This is a genomic window from Alteromonas sp. KS69, assembly GCF_003989595.1.
GTDB classification, from domain to species: Bacteria; Pseudomonadota; Gammaproteobacteria; order Enterobacterales; family Alteromonadaceae; genus Alteromonas; species Alteromonas naphthalenivorans.
Map to the genome: position 1 here is coordinate 22,451 of NZ_PYHU01000017.1, position 24,146 is coordinate 46,596.

A 24,146-nucleotide genomic window follows, 5' to 3' on the forward strand; every position below is an offset into this window, starting at 1 on the left:
GGTTTCACATTCTCGAACATCGACGTTTCGATTTAGTATCAACGTACAAGCTCAGATATTCGCTCTTTAAGCGAATGGCAGTATTTCACAATAATAAAGTATGGAAAGTAGTATGGATTGGGTATCAATTATCCCCCCATTGGTTGCGATCATTGTCGTATTCTGGAAAAAAGAAGTTATCTTGGCATTGCTATTAGCGGTGCTGTGCTCTGAAGCACTTATTTTGTTAACTGCAAGCCCCGCCACCAGCTTTCTTGCGCCAATCAATGCTATAGAGCGCGTTGTCGATACCGCTTCAAGCCCAGGTAATACCCGAGTCATTTTATTTTCTGTTTTAGTTGGCGCCCTGCTGGCGTTCATTCGCGACTCCGGCGGTGTAACCGCTACGGTTAATTACTTAGTGGGCAAAGGGGTGGCCAAGAACAAGAAACAGGTTGGCAGCCTGACAATGTTTACTGGTATCGCAGTATTTATTGAATCGAATTTAAGTGTGTTAACGGCAGGGATCTTTGCACGAGGTTTATTCGACCGCTTCGGCATGAGCCGGGCTCGCTTAGCCTATATTATCGATTCTACCAGCGCACCAGTATGCATACTCATTTTACTTAATGGTTGGGGAGCGTTCATATTAAGCTTGCTCGACACCTACGAGCTACCAGCATCTTCAGCCTCAATATTATGGGGCAGCGTGTTTTTTAATTTCTACGCTATTTTTACCTTACTAATTGTGGCTTACACCATAGCCGCAGACAAAGTGCACGGGCCATTGGCTTTAGAAGAGAAAACCCTATCGAAAACAGACATTCCCCAACAAACTGAAACCGCCACTAAAGCGCGTTATATGTTAGTGCCATTGTTAACGATGGTATTCAGCATGGTGGGCTTTATGTTTTGGACCGGCAACGGCACCTTGTCTGAAGGCAGCGGCAGTAAATCTGTGCTTTATGCCACGGCACTTGCCACTGCTATCGCTTATGGCCTTTTACTTTGGCACAAACGATTCACTCACAAAGAAGCCGTAGAAATTGGCTTTAAAGGTATGGGCGAATTACTACCACTGGTCACCATTGTTTTGCTTTCTCTTACCTTGGGCAATAGCTTAAAAGACTTAGGCACAGGTGTATTTGTGGCAGGCGTGGTAGGTGAATACCTTCCCCTTGTTTTCATCGTACCTATGTTATTTATTGCAGGGGCGGTGATGTCTTTTACCACAGGCACCTCATGGGGTACCTTCGCTATTCTTATTCCCATCGGCGTACCATTAATTCAAACCCTTGGATTACCCCCTTCTTTGGTTGTTGCGGCCATTCTAGGTGGCGGAATTTTTGGTGACCATTGTTCGCCTATTTCCGATACCACTGCCGTGTCGTCACTAGCCGCAGGCTGTGATGTATTAACCCATGTAAAAACCCAGTTTCCTTACGCGCTTGTGGCGGGCGGGTTAACCTTGGTGGGTTATCTTATTGCTAGCATTATTATGATTGGCTAGCGCGAGTTACGACAAGCTTGTGCTAGGTCTATTTTTCACAATTCTGATAATAAGTTTTATCTAAGTTTTTTAATTTTAAGGAGTTAGGCAGTGTTGAAGAAAACGTTTTTTCTATTCTCATTTGTATTTCTGACAGCATGTAGTCAAACAGGCGGTGATTCAACGCCAACTCAACAACAAGCCGTAGCGATGCCCGATACCTTTAGCGCCGACGCCGCTTATGCGGTACTAGAAGAGGGTGGAAATGCGGTAGATGCTGCCATTACTGCGCAATTTGTTCTGGCAGTAACCCTACCTGAAGCGGGTAATGTAGGCGGCGGTGGCTTTATGACCATTGCGTTTGAGGGCAACACTGATTTTCTCGATTACCGCGAAATGGCCCCCTCTGAGGCACATCGAGATATGTACTTAGATGACGAAGGAGATGTAAAACCCTACGAGTCACTTTTTGGCGCGAAAGCATCAGGTATTCCAGGTACGGTTGCCGGTATGTGGGCTGCCCATCAGAAATACGGCAGTTTGCCGTGGAGTCGCTTAGTAGCACCTGCGGTTGAACTTGCTGAAAATGGCTTTTTAGTGCCTGAAAAACTTGCTAGCAACATCACTCGATATTTAGCTCGTACCCGCGAACAAGGATTAAACAGCAACTTTGCTAGTTACTTTGAACAAGCTAAAGCCAATACAATATTCAAGCAACCTGAACTCGTCACTACGTTAAAAGCAATTCAACAGCATGGCCAAGATGGGTTTTACCAAGGCGAGGTTGCTGAGAAAATTGTTTCTTTTATGCAAGAAAACGGTGGGCTAATTAACCACAGCGACCTTGCGGCTTATAAAGCGGTATGGCGTAAACCTCTTGAACTGAATTGGCAAGGCTACACCCTAGTAACAGCACCACCACCAAGCTCAGGCGGCGTGGCTGTGGCGCAGTGGATTGGCATGCTAGAAAGCTACGGCAGCAATCATACTCTGCCAGATCATAACAGCGCCGAATACCTGCATGTTATGTCTGAAATTGGTAAACGCGTATTTGCAGATAGAGCAGAATACTTAGGCGATCCTGACTTTGTCGAAGTCCCTGTAGCTAAGCTTGTTGCCCCTGATTATATCAAAGCCCGCGCAGCCCTTATTCAACCCAATGGTATTTCAGACACGCCAAGTGTTAAACCTGGCTTGAAAGAAAGTGAAGATACCACTCACTTTTCTATTATGGATAAATGGGGCAATGCTATTGCTAACACCACCACCATTAACCTTACCTTTGGTAGCGGCGTGGTAGTAACGGGTGCAGGGTTCTTGCTTAATGATGAGATGGATGATTTTAGCGCTAAGCCTGGCGTACCCAATTTCTTTGGTGCTGTCGGCGGTGAAGCGAATGCTATTTCGCCTTATAAGCGCATGCTATCCTCAATGACACCTACCCTAGTAACACAAGGCGGTGATGTGGTTTTAGCAACCGGTTCGCCTGGTGGCACTACGATTATTTCATCGGTAGCACAGTCGTTATTAAACGCGTTATTGTTTGATTTTGATGCCACAAAATCTGCTAATGCTCCTCGTTTTCACCATCAATTACTGCCTAAAGATACCATTCGTGTTCACCCAGGGTTTGATGAGTCAACATTGGCTGAATTAACTGATATGGGCTACACCATAGATGCCCGCCGCTTTGGAGATGTGCATTTAATTAAGCGCACAGCGCAAGGTGTAGAGGCCGCTTCTGAAGCAAGTGGTCGCGGTAAAAGTATAGTGTCTGCACGCTAAATCATGCTGTTGTTGTAGCGCTTTCACCTATGAAAGCGCTCACGGCTCAATACAGGCTAATCAGTCGCAAATAACTGTTCGATAGCGGCAAATGCTTTGAACTCCAGCGCATTACCGCAATAGTCCATAAAGAACATAGTGGCTTGTTCTCCTGGCTGGTCTTTAAACCGAATATACGGCTCAATAACAAACTCTATATCGGCGGCACTTACTTTGTCAGCCAATGCCTGCCATTGAGACATTTCGAGCACCACGCCAAAATGCGGAACTGGTACAGCATGGCTATCTACCCCATTATGGGAAGGGGGTGAAGGCATTTTCTCAACGCAATGGGTGACCAACTGATGACCGAAGAAATTCCAATCAATCCATTGGCTATCACTACGCCCTTTTTCACAGCCTAATAGTTCGCCATAAAAGGCCTCTGCATTGGCAAGGTTACTGACGGGTATTGCTAGATGAAACGGCTGCGCCATGGTCACGTCCTATAAGAATTTCTTCAATAACGATAGTTTGAATTTAGAAAATGGCGCATAACGTACGGGAGCATCTAAAGCGAAGGCCCGCTTCATTACGGTCTTAACATGGCTAAAGGTATCAAACCCAGCTTGGCCGTGATAACTGCCCATGCCGCTATTACCCACGCCGCCAAAAGGAAGCTCTGGGTTAGTCATGAAAATCATCGTGTCGTTGGTACACACACTGCCCGAGCTGGTTTTTTCAATGATATTATTAAGTGCTTTATCGTCATCACTGAACGCATACAGCGCTAGTGGTTTTGGCCTATCGTTGATAAACCCGATAGCTTCGTCGATAGAGGCGACGGGCACTATGGGTAAAATAGGTCCGAATATCTCTTCTTGCATGATTGCGCTGTCTTTCGCAGGGTCGAGCACCAAGGTGGGTGTCATCGCAGGTCGCGCTTCGTTGATATCGCCACCATAAACTACGTTAACCCCATCTAAGTACCCTTGCAGGCGATGCAAGTGGCGAGTATTGATGATATTGCCATAGTCTTTTGACGAAAAAGGATTTTTACCGAACTGGGATTTAAGCTCTTTCTTAATGGCGTCTATTAGCTTTTGTTCAAAACCTTTCACTACTAGCACGTAGTCAGGCGCAATACAGGTTTGCCCTGCATTCATCCACTTACCCCAAACGATTCGACGCGCGGTAATTTTCAAGTTGGTGCTGCTATCAACAATACAGGGGCTTTTACCGCCAAGTTCCAGCGTAACAGGGGTTAGATGCCTAGCGGCTGCAGACATGACAATTTTGCCAACCGCTTCGCCGCCAGTGTAGAAAATATGATCCCATTTACACGCAAGTAACGCCGACGATTCTTCCTTCCCGCCCTCAATCACTTCTACACATGAAGTATCCATGTACTGGGGGATGAGTTTTGCCACAATCGTTGAGGTTTCAACGGCCAGCTCGGACGGCTTTAAGACCGCGCAATTACCCGCTGCTAGTGCTGCTATGTAAGGCGCTAGCAACAACTGAAGGGGGTAGTTCCATGCGCCTATGATAAGCACTGTGCCCAAGGGCTCTGGTTGCTGAAAGCTTTTACCCGGCCACGCAATAAGTGGGGTGGATACCTTACGAGGCTGCATCCATTTATTTAAATGCTTAAGGGTATGCTTAATATCCGATAGCAAAAAGCCATGTTCAGCCACGTAGGCTTCACTTTCGCTTTTGCCTAAGTCTTGATGAAGTGCGTGCAATATCTCTTTTTCGTTTTCAATCAGCAGGCGCTTTAGCGCGTCTAATTGACTCTTACGCCATTCTAGTGAGTGGGTTTTGCCAGATTTAAAACTAGTTTGAAGCGAGGCCACCGTATCAAGAAAGCAAATGCTGGGTTCTACGGCGTGAAGCGTTGGTTGATTAGACATAATACATTCCACCTACATATGAAGACTGTTGACCTGCTGGGATTTAAATTCAGGTTCAGGGGCAATCGGATAAGCTGTTATTCATCTTATAGTAATGAGGGCGATAAAACACAACCCAATTATTTTGTTAATTGATGTTTAATTATTACCTGAATATCAGTTGACTGCCTACACGAAAAAGCCCGGTACTTAAAAATAAGTACCGGGCTTTTAAAGTGTCTAACTAGACGGGTTAGTTTACGCGTCGTATGGGTTACGTAAAACAATCGTCTCGTTTCGATCAGGCCCGGTAGAAACGATATCTACTGGAACACCGGTAAGGTGCTCTAGGCGCTGAATATAATTTTTCGCAGCTTGTGGTAAGCCCGCAAACGTAGTGACACCATACGTGTTGTCGCTCCAACCTGGCATTTCTTCATACACTGGGGTGACTTTATCGTAACCGTCAGCCGCCATTGGAGGCACGTCTTTTACGTTACCGTCTGCATCTTTATAACCGATACAGATTTGTAAAGTTTCAAGGCCGTCAAGCACGTCTAGCTTCGTTAAGCAGAAACCGGTAATCGAGTTGATTTGTACCGCACGTTTCATTGCCACGGCATCGAACCAACCAGTACGGCGTTTACGACCGGTAGTCGCGCCGAACTCATGACCTTTAACACCTAAATGATTACCCACTTCGCAATCAAGCTCGGTAGGGAATGGGCCAGAACCTACACGTGTGGTGTATGCCTTAACAATACCCAATACATAATCTAACTTTAACGGACCAAAACCAGCGCCGGTGGCTACGCCGCCAACAGTAGTATTAGAAGACGTTACATAAGGATACGTACCGTGGTCGATATCAAGTAATGTACCTTGCGCACCTTCGAACATGATTGGCAAACCCGCTTTGTGGGCTTTATCTAGTTCGTCGGTAACATCAACCACCATCGCTTTAAGGATGTCAGCAACGGCCATGGCACCTTTTAAGGTTTCATCAAAATCGACCGCTTCTTCACCGTAGTATTTAGTCAATGTGAAGTTGTGTACATCAAGTACTTCTTTGAGCTTAGCTGCAAAGTCTTCTGCATTGAATAAATCGCCAACGCGCAAACCACGGCGAGCCACTTTATCTTCGTACGCTGGACCAATACCACGGCCAGTAGTACCAATTGCTTTAGCACCACGGGCTTTTTCACGCGCCACATCTAAAGCAATGTGATAAGGAAGAATAAGCGGGCATGCTTCACTGATTTTCAAACGCTCACGAACTGGAACACCACGCTCTTCAAGCATAGTCATTTCAGTCATCAGAGCGTCAGGGCTGAGTACTACGCCGTTACCAATAATGCAGGTAACGTTGTCACGCAGAATGCCTGATGGGATTAAGTGAAGAACGGTTTTTTCACCGTCGATTACTAGAGTATGACCTGCATTGTGACCGCCTTGATAGCGAACCACAAATTTTGCTCGATCAGTAAGTAGGTCTACTACTTTGCCTTTACCCTCGTCACCCCATTGAGTGCCGAGTACCACAACGTTCTTTGCCATGAATCATATTGTGTAAGAAAATTAGGCGGGGATTCTACCAAAATTTCATACCCTTTATCATCTGTTTTATGCGCAAAAATACGCCAGTTATTGCAGATTTATGGACTTTATTAGTCTGAACCTCGCTAACCATCTGTATATTAGAGCTATTTTTAGTTACGCATTCGAGCTTATTAAGACAAGTAAAAAAGGCAAACCACACCGATGACAACTAAAACACCGCCGGTTTGGCGTAATTGATTGGTCGGCATCTGACTTATTTGCAATAAATATAAGCGCCAGCGCGTAGGAAATAACAAAGGGCCAATTCCCTCTACAATAAGCACTATTGCTAGCGCGGGCCAAAGCCAGTCCATTCTATACCTCATTGTTTTATTTAAATTATTGTTACCTAAACCGTGTAACATACCATAAAGCGTACTAGCAGCTAGCGGCGCTTAAGGTAATCACGTAAGCATAGTAATCACTCATCAGAGAATAACGCACACATAAATACCTTATTTTGCTAACCTAATGGTTATTTGAGTATTTAATATTCAACCTACTGAAATTTTTCACTTTTTTTAACGCAAAATAGTGCAAAAAATCTATCATCTGCTATACGTAAAGTATTGCACTTAATCACACGGAAACAAATTCATGCGTTTTCCTAAATATGGAAACTATGCGTTAGATATCTCTGGGAATGTATTGGAAGTGTTTGCTACGGGTGCGTGGAATTTAAAAACCGCTGAAGCCTTTTCTGAAGAAATGCATGACCTAGTGGACAGGTTCGAAGATAAACCATGGGGCGCCATTCTAGATGGCCGCAGATGGGTATTGTCTACGCCAGATACACAACAAGTCGTCATTGACGCTATTAAATATAGCATTACTAAAGGGCTACGACGCTCTGCCTATGTGTTAGACACCGGCATGGTAAAGCGCGCGCAGCTAGAATATACCCACCCTGCCAAAGAAAGAGACTTTAATCTTCAAGGCTATGAAAGAAACTACTTTCAGCATTACTTCTCGGCGCTTAATTGGCTAGACAAAGAAGGCTTTTCACCTATAGCCAAAACGTAAGGGCACATAAGCGCCCTTACATTCAATGTTAATAAAGCAAGCTGTAGACCTTGCGTCTATATTCAGATTTGAGCGCATCACCGTCGGTTAATGCATTAATCATATCCAGCATTATTTTACGTGCATCCCCAAAGCCTAGCTCTTTTTTAAGTACGCTGAGCAACAAGGATAACGCCTCTTCCGATTTATTAGCTTGGTGTAACTGCACAGCCAAATCCACTTTAAGTTGTAAGTCATCTGGATTAGCCGCTACCGACGCCTGCAATTGGCGAATTTCAGGTGTATCAGCTGCCTGTTCAGCAAGTTCTATTTTACCGTTAAGGGTATTATAACGCGCATCTTGATCGACTAACTTAATCTCGTCCAACATGGCTTTAGCCTGTGTTATCGACCCTGTCTCAATGTAGCAATCAATAACCATATACTTGGCATTGATGTTGTCAGGGCTCATCTCTAAAACTTGTTTCGCATTCGATAAGCCTTCTACATAGTCGCCCCGTTGAATAGCTTGTCCTGCCGCCGCAAGAAAATCATCTTCTGGATTAGGCAGATACTTAGCTAGCATCTCACGAATTTGCGCTTCGGGTTGCACACCCGCAAAGCCATCTACAGGTTGACCGTTTTGCACTACCATTACGGTCGGCAAACTACGGATACCAAATTGGCCTGCAACTTCCTGCTGCGTTTCACAGTCTACTTTGGCAAGAATAAGGTGTTCGGCATACTCTCCTGCTATCTTTTCTAAGATAGGCAGTAAATCTTTACATGGCTCACACCAGTCTGCCCAAAAATCAATAAGCACTAGCTTTTCTTGTGATGCTTCTAAGATAACTTGCTGAAAATTTTCAACAGTGATATCAACGATAGTTGCCGCATTGTTCGCAACAAGATTGTCCATAACGTGGGCCTTTTAAAACATTTATTTTCTGACAATGAATATGGGGTAACTGATAGCAAAAAACAACCGCTACAAAAAATCGGCAACAATGTCGTATTCACGACATACTTACCTTGGCTGGCGTGTTAATTTGTTGTTAACTCACGCATAACGATACTCACTGGAGGGCTACGTCATGGCTACCGAGTCAAACGTTCAAACTCAATTTCAATCTTTTAGCGAGTTCTATCCTTATTACCTTGCAGAACATGCCAATGTAACCTGCAGAAAATTACACTTTGTTGGTTCTTGGTTAGTGTTAGGTGTCATCGCCAGCAGCTTAATTACGAGTAACTTCGCATTGTTATGGCTGATCCCAGTAGTAGGCTACGGCTTTGCGTGGGTGGGGCATTTCTTTTATGAGAAAAATAGGCCTGCGACTTTTCGCCACCCGCTTTATAGCCTGCTGGGAGACTGGGTGATGTTTAAAGACATTCTAATAGGTAAAGTAAGTCTTAGCGCTTAACGACGGTAAAACCCTACCACCTTTTCAGTACAAAAAAACAAAAGAGCCAGACGCACGCAGTGAAGTGACACCCAGTACGCTGGCTTTTGAAATCATAGTCTCAGTATTTAGCCGTTTTCAACACGGCAAAAATAAGGCTACGCCACTCATTTACTTGGCAGGGGTAAGCTTTAACACTTTGCCGTTGGTGGCATCGGTTAGCAGATAGATAGCGCCGTTAGGCCCAACTTCTACATCACGAATACGGGCTTGATTGTCACGCACATATTCATGCTGCTCACCAGGCTTACCGCCATCCATCTCGATACGTCGTAAGTGAGTGAACTTTAACGAGCCTACCAACAAATCTCCGTTCCACTGTGGAAACAAGTCACCTTGGTAGAACGTCATACCGCTTGGTGCAATAGAAGGGTCCCAGTAAAGTACTGGTTGTTCCATGCCATCCATATGCGTTTTATCACTGATAATGTCGCCGCTGTAATCAATACCATAGGTAATGACCGGCCAACCGTAGTTTGCACCTTTCGACAGCAGGTTAACTTCATCACCGCCCTTTGGCCCGTGTTCCATTGCCCATACTTCACCCGTTTCTGGGTGAATGGTAATGCCTTGAACATTTCGGTGGCCGTAACTATAAATTTCAGGCGCTTTACCGTCAGTAAAAGGGTTATCGCTAGGCACACTGCCATCGCGGTTAATTCGCACAATAGTACCGAAATGGTTATCGGTATTTTGCGCTTCCTTCATATATTTATAACGGTCGCCCAGGGTGATAAACAATTGCTTGTTCGCATCAAACGCTAAGCGACAACCAAAATGAAAGCCATTATCAATAAGTGGCGCGGCACTAAAGATAGTTTCTACATTTACCAGCGCATTACCGCTTAGTGTTGCTTTGGCAACACTGCTGCCACTTCCACCCTCGCCAGGTTGGCTGAAACAAAAGTAAACCGTGTTGTTAGCTTCAAACTCAGGGTCGATAGCAATATCTAACATACCGCCTTGGTTGTTCGCTTCTACCTTAGGCACATTTGATAAGCGTGGCGATAGTTCACCGGATTGACTTAGGCGCCTAATACCGCCCTCGCGCTCGGTAATCAGCATGTCACCGTTAGGGAGGAAGGTCATCCCCCAAGGGTGAACTAACCCTTGTGCTAATTCAGTAACAACAAGATTTTCATCTGTCGGTGTTTTAGCGTCTGCTTGTTGCGAAAACGCTGGCTGAGTTGCCCCAGCCAGCGTTAATGTACAAACAGACAGCACGTTAATCATAGTGCGTGTCATAATTTTTCCGCCGTGAAGTATATTCCGACTTATTTTGCCAACATTGCGCGAAGCATCCAAGCAGACTTTTCGTGAACGCGCATACGATCGCCAATAAGTGCAGCAGAAGACTCGTCATCTGCGTCTTGCGCTAACTTAAGTGAATCACGTGATGTTTTAACTACTTGCTCATGACCATGGGTAAGTAACGCCACCATTTCTGATGCTTCAGGTACACCTTCCACTTCATCAATTGCGCTTAATTCAGCGAATGATTTGTAAGTACCTGGCGCCGAAACACCCAGTGTACGAATACGTTCAGCAATTTCATCTACGGCTTCTGCAAGCTCTGTGTATTGCTCTTCAAACATCAAATGTAGTTGTCTAAATTGTGGACCTTCTACATTCCAATGGAAGTTATGGGTTTGTAGGTAAAGCGTGTAAGAATCTGCTAATAGTTTTTTAAGGCCTTCAGCCACTGCATTACGATCTTCTTCTGAAATGCCGATATCAATCTTGCTCATATATCTCTCCTTGGGTTAGCAACTAATTCACTAATTTAGAATTGGAAATACCATTCAAATGTTACCTTAATGATACTCTAAGAATATTGATTTGGATTATAATTTTAACGATTGTACACATCTACTTTGACGATTTACTTCAATGATGATGCTGATGACCTGCTTCTTTATCCATTCCTTTTACCGGTAATTCTACGATGTAGTCAGCGGCGGAATCAAAAGACAAGGTCAATGACACACTATTGCCTTCAACAAGACCTTTTTCTAATCCCAACAACATCACGTGATACCCGCCAGGCGCAAAGGAAAGCGAATCATTTGGCGCAATGACTATCCCTTCTTTTACTTCTCGCATACGCATCATGTCATCATTCATTTCGGTGGTATGAATTTGCGCGTCGCTGGCAATATCACTGCTGACCGAAACGCCCGTTATTTTAGTCGGTGTTTCGCTTTGATTATGCAAAGTGAAATAAAGTGCTGCAGATTGTGCCATTGGAAACGTAGCGCGGGCGTAACCGTCACTAATAGAAATAGGGTGCGTAGCTTGAACCCTGCACGCCGACAGCGCAAACATAAACAGGGCGAGTAATTTAAAGGGTAAAGAATGAGTAATAGGTGTCATACCGCTGCTTCCAAAAAAAAGTTGGCTGCTAGTGTACGGTAGGTTTATTTAATAAAGAAGAGAATATAGAAAATCTGGAGATATATCCCGAAAGGGAAAAACTATAACAACGAAGCTAACCTAGAAAGCACTAGGTCAAAACATTGTATGAAGACCTTTATGTGAGAGAATGGTGCCGACTGCCGGAATCGAACTGGCGACCTACTGATTACAAGTCAGTTGCTCTACCAACTGAGCTAAGTCGGCACACTTTTCACACCCGCTGGGTTAACAGCGGATGCGTATAATAGCCACAATTAAAAGGTTGTCAACCTTTTAAACGTTTTGCCTCGCCAATCAGTTTCGGAAAGTACTCTAACGGCAAATATTGGCTCAAATCGTGTAATTTTTCGCCCAATTTTGCGTAGTTGTCAGTAGTCACATTAATATGACCCATCTTGCGTTTTTCGCGCACCGACTTTCCATACCAGTGCAAATGACTGCCATCAATACTCAAAAGTTCTCTTGAGAAACTGCTGCAGCCAATAATATTAATCATTGCGCTTGGGCCAATAGCCGATGTGTCACCCAAAGGTAAACCACAAATGGCACGAAGATGATTTTCAAATTGACTGGTTACTGCTCCCGATTGACTCCAATGACCAGAATTATGCACTCTTGGCGCAAGTTCATTAACCAGGAGTTCATCACCACACTGAAATAATTCCACCGCTAACACGCCGACATAGTCCATGCCTTCAGCCAGTTTCACGAAAATATCGTGCGCTTTGGCTTGAAGTGCTTCGTCCACGTGGGTAGCAGGGGCAACCGACACATGAAGTTGGCCTTGATAATGTAAGTTTTCAGCAAGCGGGTAAGTGCGCACATCACCCTGCTTATTTCGTACTCCAATTAATGAAAGCTCACGTTCAAAAGGCACCATCTTCTCTACCACAAGAGGCACTTTCTCTAAATTTAAGGTAGCTAAAGCCCGTTTAAGCTCAGGCAACTCTTCTTTATTGGCTAATCGCCATTGGCCGTAACCATCGTAGCCATCACGACTGGATTTTAGAATGAGCTTTTCACCAAGCGTTTCAATGCATTCATCAAGCTGTTCTAGGTGAGTCACAATGCGGTGCGCACTGTTAGCGACCTTCATGCCCTCAAGCAATGCTTTCTCTCGCACTCTATCAGCACCGACTAAAATGCTTTCAATGCTGGGCATTAACTTACCCGTTTTGGTAGCTTCTTCAAGCAGGTGCTCTGGCACGTGCTCAAATTCTACCGTGAGTGCATCAGCACCTTCTAAGGCTTGATCTAAGGAAGTATCTAAAGGGCTTTTACTTACAGGGTGCACGACAGTATCGTTGTTTACGTCGACAGCCTGCACTTCAATGCCAAGCGGACTGCCCGCCAAATACATCATTTGCGCCAATTGGCCTGCACCGTAAACGACTACTCTCATTCGTCAAGCTCCAAAGTATTGCTAGAAGCCAATACTGTTTCAGTCTGCTGCTTTCGAAAGGTAATAACCGCATCGCGCACATTCGTATCTTGCAATGCCACCACTTGCGCCGCTAGCAAACCTGCATTGGCTGCACCCGCTTCGCCGATGGCTAATGTGCCAACCGCAACGCCTTTGGGCATTTGTACAATTGATAACAGGGAATCAAGACCACTTAATGCTTTAGACTTTACTGGACAACCGAATACTGGCAAGTGCGTGTGCGCAGCAATCATTCCCGGTAAGTGTGCTGCACCACCTGCGCCAGCAATAATGGCACTAAAGCCTTCATCTGCTGCCCCTTCGGCAAATTCAACCAACAAGTTTGGCGTTCTGTGTGCTGACACCACTTTTGCGTCGAATTCAACACCAAACGACTTCAGCATTTTTGCTGCTTGTTGCATGGTGGGCCAGTCTGAGGTCGAGCCCATAACTATTGCGACTTTTGCCATCTAGAAATCCTCTGAGATAGGTAAATTGGATAACCGGAAAAGCCCGCGATTGTAGCCTAATTCGCCAACAAATCCCACATATTAGCCGTAAGTGATCTGGCAAGGCCTTCATTTTCGTAAAACCCCTATATAATTACAAATAGTTAATCCTTCCAGTGCCACTTGGTATTCTTTATGACTACCTTTTTCACTTGGCTGGTTGTGGGCCTTCATAAGGCTAAGGTAAACGGAGGTATCGATAATGTCGAAAGCACATCAAACAGACGTAATTGATGACGCGATTAAAGAAGTACAGGTTGTAGTATCAGATTTTCTCAATCGAGAAGCCGCGCCTGGCATTTTACTGATGATTGCTACTGTACTGGCACTTATCATTGCTAACTCCCCTCTTAATCACCTATACGACCAATTAATTAGCCTTCCAGTGCAAATTTCAGCGGGCACGTGGGCAATTGATAAACCCTTATTGTTATGGATTAACGACGGCTTTATGGCCGTTTTCTTCTTTCATGTTGGATTAGAGTTAAAACGTGAAATATGTGAAGGCGAGTTATCAAATCCTAAAGACATTGTTTTACCTGCCACCGGTGCGATTGGTGGCATGCTTTTACCTGCTCTGATTTACGTAGGCATTAACTGGGATAACCCTGTGGCCATTGCCGGTTGGGCAATTCCAGCGGCAACCGATATTGCCTTTGCATTGGGTATTTTGGCGTTATTAGGAAGTCGAGTACCCACTAGCCTTAAGATTTTCTTAGTCACCTTAGCCATTATTGATGATATTGGCGCTATTGTGATAATTGCGCTTTTCTATACTAACCACATCACTATGGGGGCGCTGTTAGTGGCAGCGGCGTGCTTACTGCTGTTGTGGCAAATGAACAGACGAAATGTAGTGGATATTCCCGCCTATATGATGGTAGGTATTATATTGTGGGTAGCCATGCTCAAATCTGGGGTGCATGCTACGCTAGCAGGTGTGATATTAGCGGCTTTTATCCCTATGCGAGATAGTAGGGATGAAACCTATTCACCGGTTACGCGCTTAGAACATAGCTTGAATAGCACGGTAAGTTTCGCCATTTTACCCCTTTTTGCTTTCGCTAATGCAGGAATAAGCTTCGGTAATATTAGCCCCGAGGGTATTTTCCACCCCGTTACTTTTGGCATATTTTTAGGCCTAGTACTCGGTAAGCAGGTTGGTGTATTTGGTTTTTGTTATCTGATGATTAAACTCAAGCTAGCGACCTTGCCTGATGACCTTAACTTAAAACATATTTACGGGTGTGCACTGCTGTGTGGTGTGGGCTTTACCATGAGCTTATTTATTGGTGGTTTGGCTTTTGAAGAAACCGGTATTAATCAGATTTTTGATGAGCGAGTAGGTATTTTGGCCGGGTCAGTTGTATCAGCAATCTTGGGTTACATTGTATTGTATTTCGTAGGCAATAAACCGGTTAACAATGAAGGTAAGATAGCCTCAAACGCGAGCAAGCTCACGGGCAATACTGTCGATTAATACCTGCTTCCTAATTGGCTTGCTTAAATGTGCATTCATACCCGCGGCTAAACATGCCGCTTTATCATCTGCATAAGCATTTGCCGTTAGTGCGATAATGATTACTTTGTCTTTATTTTTAGCTTGTTGGCGAATGTGTTTCGAGGCAGTCAGCCCGTCCATAACGGGCATTTGGTAATCCATCAAAATGACATCAAACGCATGACGCTTTGCGGCTTCAATCGCTTCCATACCGTTTTTAGCCCTGAAGCGCTTAACGCCAACAGAGCCAAGCATATCCATTACAATATCGGCATTTACATCGTTGTCTTCAGCAAGCAATACCCGTAATGTACTTGGTAAAGACTGTACTTTTAAATTGGAGGAAGCTTCTTGCGCTTCGCCTTTCTCACACGGAAAACTAAAACAAAACGTGGTTCCCGTGCCTTCATTGCTATCAACTGAAATACTGCCACCAAGTAGCTCCACTAAGCCTTTTGTGATGGCTAAGCCCAATCCAGTTCCACCATAATCTCGGGTTATAGTGGCATCAGCCTGTTCAAATTGGTCGAATATACTCTCTACTTTTTGTGCAGATATGCCAATGCCCGAATCAGTAACCGAACAAGAGAGCTCGCCCTGTCTGTACTTGGCCTCAACCAAAATGATGCCTTGGTGAGTAAACTTAATTGCATTACTGACCAGGTTATTAATGATTTGACTAAGCTTACCACCATCAGTAATGACCGCTTTTGGCACACTTTCATCAATATTAACGTTAATCGAAATGCCCTTCTTACTAGCACTTCGCTCATATAGCACACTACATGCATCGATAGTTTGCGCGACGGAAATACTACGCTTATCTAGCAACATTTTACCAGATTCAATTTTTGACCAATCTAAGATGCTATCAAGGATCATTAATAGGCGGCTGGCAGAAGTCGAAATCGTTTCCGTTCTATGCCGTGCCCCGCTAGGTAAGGGTAATTCCATCATTAATTCACACGATCCAATAATGCCGTTCATTGGGGTACGTATTTCATGGCTCATATTGGCTAAGAATTGGGTTTTAGCCACGCTCGCCGCTTTTGCTTCTTCGAGCGCCTTAGCTAAATGTCGCGTTTTCTCTTCTATCTTATTTTCTAAGCTATGGTTAAACTCAGCAAGCTCTACGTTCAACGTTTGTTCTTTAACGCGGGCAAATTCAAGGGCTTTAAATGCATCAACTAGGCGCCCTTCTAAGCTGCTGAACTCGTCATTAAGTGAAGCGAGTTCCTGTATATGCAACGTACTCCCCACCAAGTTAGGCTCTCTACGCACTTCTGAGGGCGTAAAATTGGCAATATAACGTATAAGCCCGCGAATAGGAGACTCAATCATTCGTGCCACCACAGAGCCCATAAATGTACCAAATACAGACAAGACAAGTAGCAACAATAAATCAGTCAACAAATACTCACTCATTACCGACAACAAACGTCGATAATCGTAGTAATAGCTAACCTGCCAATTTGCAGTAGGCAGCTGACCTTGCAGCCTCAACCACTCCTTATTGAGCGGTCCGTCTTCAATTTTTATATCACACTCACCTTCGCACAAATACGAAGGTGCTTTGTTCAGTGGTTTTAAGCCTAGCTCTGATGATGCGTAAATAACCTCGCCCTTTGCATCTTCGAGCAAAAGCGAAAACCCATCGAGATTAAGGGCATCTACTGAAGAGAAGCTGCGTAAAGATAATGAGCCCTCCACGATACCAACAGGTACGCCATACTCATTAATAATAGGTGAAGACATGGCGACAATGGCGTCGTTTCCAAACCCTTGGCCTTGGAAAACGTTAGAAAGATACGGCCCGCCCATTTCCATTGCCTGAGAAAAATAAGGCCGATAAGCCACATTTGCAGCCCCAGCTACCTGTGCTTTATTTAGCAGCCCAGGTGGGTAGGAATGGGTTATATTCCCACTTTCATCAGCCACTAAGAAAGTGATGAATTCAGGATAGTGCGCGGCTAAAACTGAAAGTTGATTGTTGCTAGCCTCTTCTAATTTTTCAATTGCATAGGGCGTAGAAAGTGACTGCGAGGCAACCGCTATCGCTTTTTGGTGTTGCCCAATAAAATCGGATAGTTGTTGCTCTAATACCGCGACACGTTGTTGCATGTAGCGAATAATTTGTGCTTCTTGATCGTCTTGATAAAGTGCCACAGATAAATACACCACCGCCATGGAGGCGGCAAAAAAACAACCTGAGAAGAAATAACTGAACAGGAAATGCAGTGAAACTTTTTCTTTTGAACCTGTATTAGTGTGTTTAAGCCCTTTATTCGCTAGAAAGACAAAATGCCCAGAGATAAGCCCAAACACGCCACTTACCCAAGTAACAAGCACGCCAGAAAACATCATCGTTGGCTGGTCGGCTTCGTAAAGCGCGTGCTCTAATAATAAAATGGGGAGGAAAATAAGTGACCAAAAACCAGCACCAACTTTAATGACTCGGCTCAGGGATTTTTTATATCCAAATAAACTTACTACGATAGGCAGTAAAGACAGGCTTTCTTTACCCACAATACTGCCGTGAGTTAGCCATAAGGGGACGCAGATAATTAACGCAATAGGAATTGCGACTATAGGAGGGAACCGTAGTGCGGCGTATACGCCAACCCCTACCCCGAATACAGCGATACCGCTGCTATCAAATGGCGCAGGCACTGCATTTAATGCAATACCCACAACCACTACAAGTAACAGGTGTAATACCAGAGATAACGACCACCGATGTTTATCGTACAACAACGCCCCCCACTGGCATCACCATGATTAATGTTGCGCCATGTAATCTAACGTAAAGTTAGTCAGTAGTTTCACGCCTAACTTCATACCCGAATCGTCTACGTAAAATTCAGGTGTGTGGTGAGCAGGGCTATCTTGCTCGGAAACATCTAGAGGCTTACCACCTACCCAAACGTACAAACCTGGTACTTTTTCTTGGAAAAAGGAAAAGTCTTCAGCACCGGTAACCGGCTTTGAAACGATAGCATTTTCAGCCCCTGCGGTGCGTTGCATGGTTGGTACCATGGCTTGCGTAAGTGCGGGATCGTTATAGGTAATGGGGTAGTAGTAATCTAAAGGAAGCGTAAGTTCCGCTTTTGCGCCCATGCTCTCGGCGATAGCGTTCACTTTTCGCGGAAGCGATTCGTAAATATGTTCACGGGCCGCTTTATTTAGTGTGCGAATGGTGCCTACCATCTCTACTTCATTGGGAATGATGTTAGAGCGGTTTCCACCATGAATTGAGCCAATAGAAACCACTGCTGCATCGTCAATAAGCTTAAGTTCACGACTAACAATGGTTTGAATAGACATGATCATTTGCGCCGCAGTGACCACTGGGTCGACACTTTTCCACGGGTATGCGCCATGGGCTTGCTTACCATGAATAACAATTTTGAACGGGTCTACCGCAGCCATGGTGCCACCAGAATTGTAGCGCACTGTGCCTACATCAGTGTTCGAACTAATATGTAACCCGAAGATAACGTCTACATCAGGGTTTTTAAGTACCCCTTGTTTAACCATGACTTCAGCACCGCCGGTTTCACCAGCAGGGGCGCCTTCTTCAGCAGGTTGAAAGATAAACTTCACTTTACCTTTAAGTTCGCCTTTAATACTGGTCAGTATTTTTGCCGCCCCCATTAGCATGGCCATGTGCGTATCGTGCCCACATGCATGCATAACAGGCACTTCTTGGCCGTTATATTCACCCATTTGCGTAGAACGGTAGGACAAATCACCCTGTTCTTTAACCGGTAAGCCGTCCATATCTGCACGAAGTGCAACTACAGGGCCTGGTTTGCCGCTATCGAGTATTGCAACTACGCCAGTGCTGGCCACACCCGTTTCAACTTCTAGGCCTAGCGATGTTAGGTAGTTAGCTACGTATTTTGCGGTGTTAAATTCGCGATTAGAAAGCTCAGGGAATTCGTGAAAGTGGTGGCGCCATTCAATAACGTCTGTTTCTACTTCCGTAGCCAATGCATCAACATCGACTTGTGCAAAGGCAAAAGTGGCACAACTTGCCATTGCGAGCGAGATTAACTTTCGATACATAACATCTATTCCGTTGTAGAGTAAAACGCCAGAATAAACTATCTGGTAGCTAAAAAATACGAGTACCAATTGCGGTGTGACTTTTAAAACTAACCTATTTAATGGGCAGTGAACATTAGACAGAAGTATAATAAGAATTATTTCGATTAAGTGGGTAGTGAAATTCGGACACAAAAAAAGCGCCCTTAGGCGCTTTTTCTATAAAAACGGGTTAGCTCTTTTGACGCTTCATTGCGTTGAAGAACTCATCGTTAGTCTTAGTCATAGCGAGCTTATTAATAAGGAACTCTATGGCATCAATCTCTGACATCTCGTGCACAATTTTGCGTAAGATCCACATTTTCTGTAGTTCTTCTTGTGACGTTAATAGCTCTTCACGACGGGTACCTGAACGGTTGAAGTCGATAGCTGGGAATACACGCTTTTCAGCAATCTTACGATTTAAGTGTAATTCCATGTTACCGGTACCTTTAAACTCTTCATAGATAACTTCATCCATTTTAGAGCCAGTATCGATAAGCGCTGTAGCGATAATAGTTAAGCTACCACCTTCTTCAACGTTACGTGCAGCACCAAAGAAACGCTTAGGCTTATGCAGTGCATTGGCATCAACACCACCGGTAAGTACTTTACCTGATGATGGGATAACCGTGTTGTAAGCACGTGCCAAACGAGTAATTGAGTCAAGTAAGATAACCACATCTTTTTTGTGCTCAACCAGGCGCTTCGCTTTTTCGATAACCATTTCAGCTACCTGAACGTGACGGCTTGCAGGTTCATCGAACGTTGAAGCAACCACTTCACCTTGTACCAGGCGATGCATTTCTGTTACTTCTTCTGGACGTTCGTCGATAAGCAATACCATCAATTCACATTCTGGGTGATTGGCTGCGATAGACTGGGCAATATTTTGCAGTAGTAATGTTTTACCTGCCTTTGGCGGCGCAACAATAAGACCACGCTGACCTCTTCCGATTGGCGACGCTAAATCAAGTACACGAGCCGTGATATCTTCGGTTGAGCCATTACCACGCTCCATACGCAAGCGATCGTTTGCGTGTAAAGGTGTGAGGTTTTCAAATAAAATTTTGTTTCGTGAGTTCTCTGGTTTATCAAAGTTTACTTCACGAATTTTAAGTAATGCGAAATAACGCTCACTGTCTTTCGGAGGACGAATTTTTCCTGCGATAGTGTCGCCGGTTCGTAAGTTAAATCGACGAATTTGGCTTGGTGATACGTAAATATCATCAGGCCCTGCTAAATACGAAGAGTCTGCTGACCGCAAGAAACCAAAACCGTCCTGTAAAATTTCCAGAACCCCGTCACCGAAAATATCTTCGCCGCCTTTCGCATGCGATTTCAGTATCGAGAATATGATGTCTTGTTTTCTAGCGCGAGCCATATTTTCCAGGCCCATTTCTTCGGACATGGCGACTAATTCGCTAATCGGTTTGTTCTTTAATTCTGTTAAATTCATACTGGTGGGTCTTTGTGCTTGGGGTTTGCTTACAGGACTGGTAGTCACTCTGTTCTAATTTTTGATTTGATTATGCCTGAATAGAGGCTAAGCAGAATGCTGCTCGGGTGAGCGCTAAGGAAAAGTTAGCACTAAAATTAATCAACGTCCAGCGTTTTACTCGTCAATTGTTAAATAACTTGTATTCACACTGTTGTAGGCGTTGTAACTACTTATTTTCACGTGAAAATAAAAAACCGGTAGCTCGGCCACCGGTTTTTTCTGTACTACTCTATTTTACTAAAGGTTTTCGTTTAAGAACTCAGCTAACTGAGTTTTAGATAACGCACCTACTTTCGTTGCCGCCACGTTACCGTTTTTGAAAAGTAGTAATGTAGGAATACCACGAATACCATATTTAGGTGGAGTTTCGTTATTTTCATCGACATTCAACTTGCCAACTGTTAACTTGCCTTCAAACTCGTTCGCAACTTCTTCTAAGATTGGCGCGATCATTTTACAGGGGCCACACCATTCGGCCCAAAAGTCAACCAGTACAGGACCTTCAGCATTGATAACATCTGCTTCGAATTTATCGTCAGATAACTGGATAATTTTGTCGCTCATTCTTTTCTCCATTTTTGGTCGGTCGCTGATTTGTTTCAGCTCTACCATAAGTGTTATATAGAAACCGTTTTTAATGCAAGCACTGATAAGCTATAAGCTATGCCTACTCACTTAACTGATACTCATTTTTCCGACCTGCCGATTAATAGCAAGGTTGTTGACGCCTTAACGGCGGCAAATTTTAATAATTGTACACCAATACAGGCGTTATCTCTGCCTCCGTTGCTTGAAGGCTTAGATATTGCCGGACAAGCTCAAACGGGTACAGGTAAAACTATTGCCTTCTTGGTTGCTACTTTTCACTATTTGCTAAGCAAAGCAGATAATGACGAGAACAGCAAATCAAAAGGACCTCGAGCCATCATAATGGCACCGACGAGAGAGTTAGCCGTTCAGATTTTCAACGATGCCAAACTGCTCAGTGAGCATACCGGTTTATCGCTTGGATTGATTTATGGGGGCGAAGGTTACCAAAGTCAACGGGAAACCCTAGAAGAAGGGGTAGATATCATTATTGGTACGACAGGACGCATTCTGGATTATTATAAACAGAACGTGTTTACCTTGAATAATATTCAAGTTGCCGTACTTGATGAAGCCGATCGCATGTTCGATTTAGGCTTTATTAAAGATATCCGCTTTTTGTTCCGTCGCCTACCGCCTGCTACTGAACGCCTAAGCATGCTGTTTTCAGCTACACTTAGTTATCGCGTTCAAGAACTCGCTTACGAACACATGAACAACCCAACTCACGTTCAAGTTGCGCCAGAGCAAACGACGGCGACACGGGTCTCGCAAGAGCTGTTCTACCCTTCAGATGATGACAAGATGCTGCTGCTTCTTTCGCTATTTGAAGAAGAATGGCCAGATAAAGCTATTGTGTTTGCTAACACCAAATACAGTTGTGAGCGCGTGACCGACTGGCTTACCGCCGATGGCCACCGTGTGGGCTTGTTAAGCGGCGATGTACCACAGAAAAAACGCTTGGGTATTTTGGAAGACTTTACCAAAGGTAAGCTAGACATTTTAGTGGCTACGGATGTTGCCGCACGTGGCTTACATATTGATTCTGTCACCCATGTGTTTAACTATGACTTACCTGATGATGCAGAAGACTACGTTCACCGAATTGGTCGAACCGGTCGCGCTGGTCAAAGTGGAATAGCAATAAGTTTTGCGTGCGAAAAATACGCGATGAACTTGCCAGATATTGAAAAATATATTCAACATGCTATTCCTGTTACTGATTACGATGCGAGTGCTTTGCTTGATGATGTAAATGCGCCTAAACCAAGACGCAGACGCACACCAAACACGAGAAACTCGTCTCGACGCGGCAACGGTAAAGGTCGTGGCAACAGTGGTGGAAATAGAGGTAAGCCGTCTAACCGCGGAAATAGTAACTAACATTCGAGACAATATGCAGGCAGAACTTCAACACGACTCTGAAAGCTATGGCGAGTATTACGCCGCTGTAGACTTAGGCTCTAATAGCTTTCACATGGTCATTGTTCACGTAGTTAATGGTAGCGTTCAGATCATTGGTAAGGTGAAACAGAAAGTACGTTTAGCGGCAGGGTTGAATGACGACTTTGCACTAGATGAAATGAGCATGGAGCGTGGTTGGCAGTGCCTGCAAACCTTTTCCGAACGGTTACAAGATATTCCTCCCTCAAATATTAAGGTAGTGGCTACCGCTACCTTACGCCTTGCGACTAACGCCCAAGTGTTTATTGGGAAAGCCGAACAAATTCTCAAGCATAAGCTCAACGTGATAAGCGGTGAAGAAGAAGCGCGCCAGATTTATCTTGGCGTAGCCTATACCTCTGCGAATCAAGGTAATAGCTTAGTGATAGATATAGGCGGTGCCAGTACTGAAATTGTTATTGGCAACGACATGCAACCCATCCACTTAAAAAGTTTAGATATGGGCTGCGTGACCTTTATGGAACGCTATTTTGATGGCGGAAAAGTCACTGCTGAAAACTTCGAAAATGCCAAGCAAGCGGCGAAAGCATTACTTTTACCCGAAGCGGACGCCTTTCTTTGTTTTGATTGGGAAAATTGCTTAGGTGCCTCTGGTACTCCACAGGCCATCACTGAAATACTGGTGGCGCAAGGCATTAGCGATTCAATACGACTAGATTACCTTTATCACCTAGAAAAACAATGTGTTGAATGTGGTGAAATTAACCAGCTTAACATTGAAGGTTTAGAAGAAAATCGCAAGGCCATTTTTCCTTCTGGCTTAGCCATTTTAATTAGTTTATTCGAAGCCTTAGCCATTCAAAATATGAATATTTCTGGTGGCGCCCTTCGTGAAGGGCTTATTTATGGCATGTTAGATAACATGCAGGAGAATGACCGTCGCGATCAAACGCTAAACCAGACGATGGCGCGTTACCATATCGATAAAGCACAAGCGAATTCAGTTAAAAGTGTAGCAACCCAGCTGTGTTCACAGTTATGTTCACAGCAAAATATTTGTCACCTTGATACCGAAGCTATTTTAGGTGCAGCGGCACTTCTTCATGAAACCGGCTTGCATATAGAGTATAAAAAGCATCATGAGCATGGCGCTTACATTCTGTCTTTTATTGACTTGCCAGGCTTCACACGCTTGCAGCGAGCGGCTATTCGCGACCTTGTTGCCCATCATCGTTTAACCATCCCCACTGATGCTTTTAGCAATTACCATGATGACTCTCAACCTATGTTACAGGGTTTGCTTAGGCTATTACGTATTTCTGTGGTGCTGTGTTTACGAAGACAAAACAAGCATATTCCCCATGTAGACTTAGTCTGCGAGGGTGATAAATGGGAAATCTCCTTCCCTGATGGCTGGCTGAAAGCTCACCCGTTGATTAACGCTGAATTGGCCAATGAAAGCTGGTTACAGCACAAAGCAGGCTGGGAACTCGTCTGTAAATAGCCGGTGCAATAAAGAACCAAGAATAAA

The 24,146-nt window shown here is 44.4% G+C and carries 21 protein-coding genes and 1 tRNA gene; 7 read left to right on the forward strand and 15 right to left on the reverse strand.

Annotated features, from left to right (window positions below; all coding sequences use genetic code 11):
- Window positions 1–112: 112 nt before the first annotated feature.
- Together C7Y69_RS12210 and ggt are read left to right on the forward strand one after the other, a co-directional pair.
- The gene (locus tag C7Y69_RS12210; RefSeq protein WP_126872899.1) at window positions 113–1,489 is read left to right on the forward strand and encodes a Na+/H+ antiporter NhaC family protein; all 1,377 of its coding nucleotides are present in this window, start codon (window positions 113–115) and stop codon (window positions 1,487–1,489) included.
- Window positions 1,490–1,618: 129 nt separating this feature from the next.
- Window positions 1,619–3,253: a gamma-glutamyltransferase gene (gene ggt / locus C7Y69_RS12215; protein ID WP_260563509.1), complete on the forward strand. Its 1,635-nt coding sequence runs from the start codon at window positions 1,619–1,621 to the stop codon at window positions 3,251–3,253.
- Window positions 3,254–3,309: 56 nt separating this feature from the next.
- Here the strand turns inward: ggt and C7Y69_RS12220 are convergent, their stop codons facing one another.
- From C7Y69_RS12220 to C7Y69_RS12235, 4 genes are all read right to left on the reverse strand, one after another.
- Window positions 3,310–3,729, reverse strand: coding sequence for a VOC family protein (locus tag C7Y69_RS12220; protein WP_126872901.1), 420 nt, complete (start codon window positions 3,727–3,729; stop codon window positions 3,310–3,312).
- Between the two features lie 9 nt (window positions 3,730–3,738).
- The gene (locus C7Y69_RS12225) at window positions 3,739–5,145 is read right to left on the reverse strand and encodes an aldehyde dehydrogenase family protein (RefSeq protein ID WP_126872902.1); all 1,407 of its coding nucleotides are present in this window, start codon (window positions 5,143–5,145) and stop codon (window positions 3,739–3,741) included.
- A gap of 237 nt (window positions 5,146–5,382) precedes the next feature.
- Window positions 5,383–6,681, reverse strand: coding sequence for an adenylosuccinate synthase (locus C7Y69_RS12230; RefSeq protein ID WP_126872903.1), 1,299 nt, complete (start codon window positions 6,679–6,681; stop codon window positions 5,383–5,385).
- A gap of 173 nt (window positions 6,682–6,854) precedes the next feature.
- Window positions 6,855–7,037 (reverse strand): DUF2065 domain-containing protein, encoded by a 183-nt coding sequence (locus tag C7Y69_RS12235; protein ID WP_013785593.1) that lies wholly within the window; start codon window positions 7,035–7,037, stop codon window positions 6,855–6,857.
- A gap of 283 nt (window positions 7,038–7,320) precedes the next feature.
- On the opposite strand from C7Y69_RS12235, the gene C7Y69_RS12240 reads away from it, so the two are divergent.
- Complete coding sequence (locus C7Y69_RS12240) at window positions 7,321–7,746, forward strand: hypothetical protein (protein WP_013785594.1); 426 nt, start codon at window positions 7,321–7,323, stop codon at window positions 7,744–7,746.
- A gap of 28 nt (window positions 7,747–7,774) precedes the next feature.
- Here C7Y69_RS12240 and trxA (C7Y69_RS12245) read toward each other — a convergent pair whose 3' ends face one another.
- Window positions 7,775–8,644 (reverse strand): thioredoxin, encoded by an 870-nt coding sequence (gene trxA / locus C7Y69_RS12245; protein ID WP_013785595.1) that lies wholly within the window; start codon window positions 8,642–8,644, stop codon window positions 7,775–7,777.
- Window positions 8,645–8,819: 175 nt separating this feature from the next.
- Here trxA (C7Y69_RS12245) and C7Y69_RS12250 point away from each other — a divergent pair, with 175 nt between their 5' ends.
- Window positions 8,820–9,149, forward strand: a complete 330-nt coding sequence (locus C7Y69_RS12250; protein ID WP_126872904.1) for a DUF962 domain-containing protein — start codon at window positions 8,820–8,822, stop codon at window positions 9,147–9,149.
- Between the two features lie 150 nt (window positions 9,150–9,299).
- Here the strand turns inward: C7Y69_RS12250 and C7Y69_RS12255 are convergent, their stop codons facing one another.
- The 6 genes from C7Y69_RS12255 to purE all read right to left on the reverse strand — a co-directional run bounded on the left by C7Y69_RS12255 (window position 9,300) and on the right by purE (window position 13,496).
- The gene (locus tag C7Y69_RS12255) at window positions 9,300–10,433 is read right to left on the reverse strand and encodes a PQQ-dependent sugar dehydrogenase (RefSeq protein WP_126872905.1); all 1,134 of its coding nucleotides are present in this window, start codon (window positions 10,431–10,433) and stop codon (window positions 9,300–9,302) included.
- A 29-nt stretch (window positions 10,434–10,462) separates the two neighbouring features.
- A complete protein-coding gene (locus tag C7Y69_RS12260; RefSeq protein ID WP_013785598.1) occupies window positions 10,463–10,936 on the reverse strand; it encodes a Dps family protein in 474 nt (157 codons plus the stop codon).
- 139 nt (window positions 10,937–11,075) lie between these two features.
- On the reverse strand, window positions 11,076–11,561 hold the full coding sequence (locus C7Y69_RS12265; protein ID WP_126872906.1) for a copper chaperone PCu(A)C: 486 nt from the start codon (window positions 11,559–11,561) through the stop codon (window positions 11,076–11,078).
- Between the two features lie 170 nt (window positions 11,562–11,731).
- Window positions 11,732–11,807: transfer RNA gene (locus tag C7Y69_RS12270), tRNA-Thr, on the reverse strand.
- Window positions 11,808–11,868: 61 nt separating this feature from the next.
- A complete protein-coding gene (locus C7Y69_RS12275; protein WP_126872907.1) occupies window positions 11,869–13,005 on the reverse strand; it encodes a 5-(carboxyamino)imidazole ribonucleotide synthase in 1,137 nt (378 codons plus the stop codon).
- The gene (purE, locus tag C7Y69_RS12280; RefSeq protein WP_126872908.1) at window positions 13,002–13,496 is read right to left on the reverse strand and encodes a 5-(carboxyamino)imidazole ribonucleotide mutase; all 495 of its coding nucleotides are present in this window, start codon (window positions 13,494–13,496) and stop codon (window positions 13,002–13,004) included. Before purE ends, C7Y69_RS12275 begins: the two co-directional genes overlap by 4 nt.
- 241 nt (window positions 13,497–13,737) lie before the next feature.
- Between purE and nhaA the strand changes: the two genes are divergently transcribed.
- A complete protein-coding gene (gene nhaA / locus C7Y69_RS12285) occupies window positions 13,738–15,015 on the forward strand; it encodes a Na+/H+ antiporter NhaA (RefSeq protein WP_013785602.1) in 1,278 nt (425 codons plus the stop codon).
- Here nhaA and C7Y69_RS12290 read toward each other — a convergent pair.
- The 4 genes from C7Y69_RS12290 to trxA (C7Y69_RS12305) form a co-directional block, all read right to left on the reverse strand.
- Window positions 14,977–17,787, reverse strand: a complete 2,811-nt coding sequence (locus C7Y69_RS12290; protein ID WP_126872909.1) for an ATP-binding protein — start codon at window positions 17,785–17,787, stop codon at window positions 14,977–14,979. The genes nhaA and C7Y69_RS12290 overlap by 39 nt on opposite strands.
- Window positions 17,788–17,814: 27 nt before the next feature.
- A complete protein-coding gene (locus C7Y69_RS12295) occupies window positions 17,815–19,104 on the reverse strand; it encodes an amidohydrolase (RefSeq protein ID WP_126872910.1) in 1,290 nt (429 codons plus the stop codon).
- A 211-nt stretch (window positions 19,105–19,315) separates the two neighbouring features.
- Entirely contained in the window at window positions 19,316–20,581 is a 1,266-nt protein-coding gene (gene rho, locus C7Y69_RS12300; RefSeq protein ID WP_013785605.1) for a transcription termination factor Rho, read from the reverse strand.
- A gap of 279 nt (window positions 20,582–20,860) precedes the next feature.
- A complete protein-coding gene (gene trxA / locus C7Y69_RS12305) occupies window positions 20,861–21,187 on the reverse strand; it encodes a thioredoxin TrxA (RefSeq protein WP_013785606.1) in 327 nt (108 codons plus the stop codon).
- Between the two features lie 99 nt (window positions 21,188–21,286).
- Between trxA (C7Y69_RS12305) and rhlB the strand changes: the two genes are divergently transcribed.
- On the forward strand, window positions 21,287–22,594 hold the full coding sequence (rhlB, locus tag C7Y69_RS12310; RefSeq protein ID WP_126872911.1) for an ATP-dependent RNA helicase RhlB: 1,308 nt from the start codon (window positions 21,287–21,289) through the stop codon (window positions 22,592–22,594).
- Between the two features lie 13 nt (window positions 22,595–22,607).
- The gene (locus C7Y69_RS12315) at window positions 22,608–24,119 is read left to right on the forward strand and encodes a guanosine-5'-triphosphate,3'-diphosphate pyrophosphatase (RefSeq protein WP_126873000.1); all 1,512 of its coding nucleotides are present in this window, start codon (window positions 22,608–22,610) and stop codon (window positions 24,117–24,119) included.
- Window positions 24,120–24,146 lie beyond the last annotated feature (27 nt).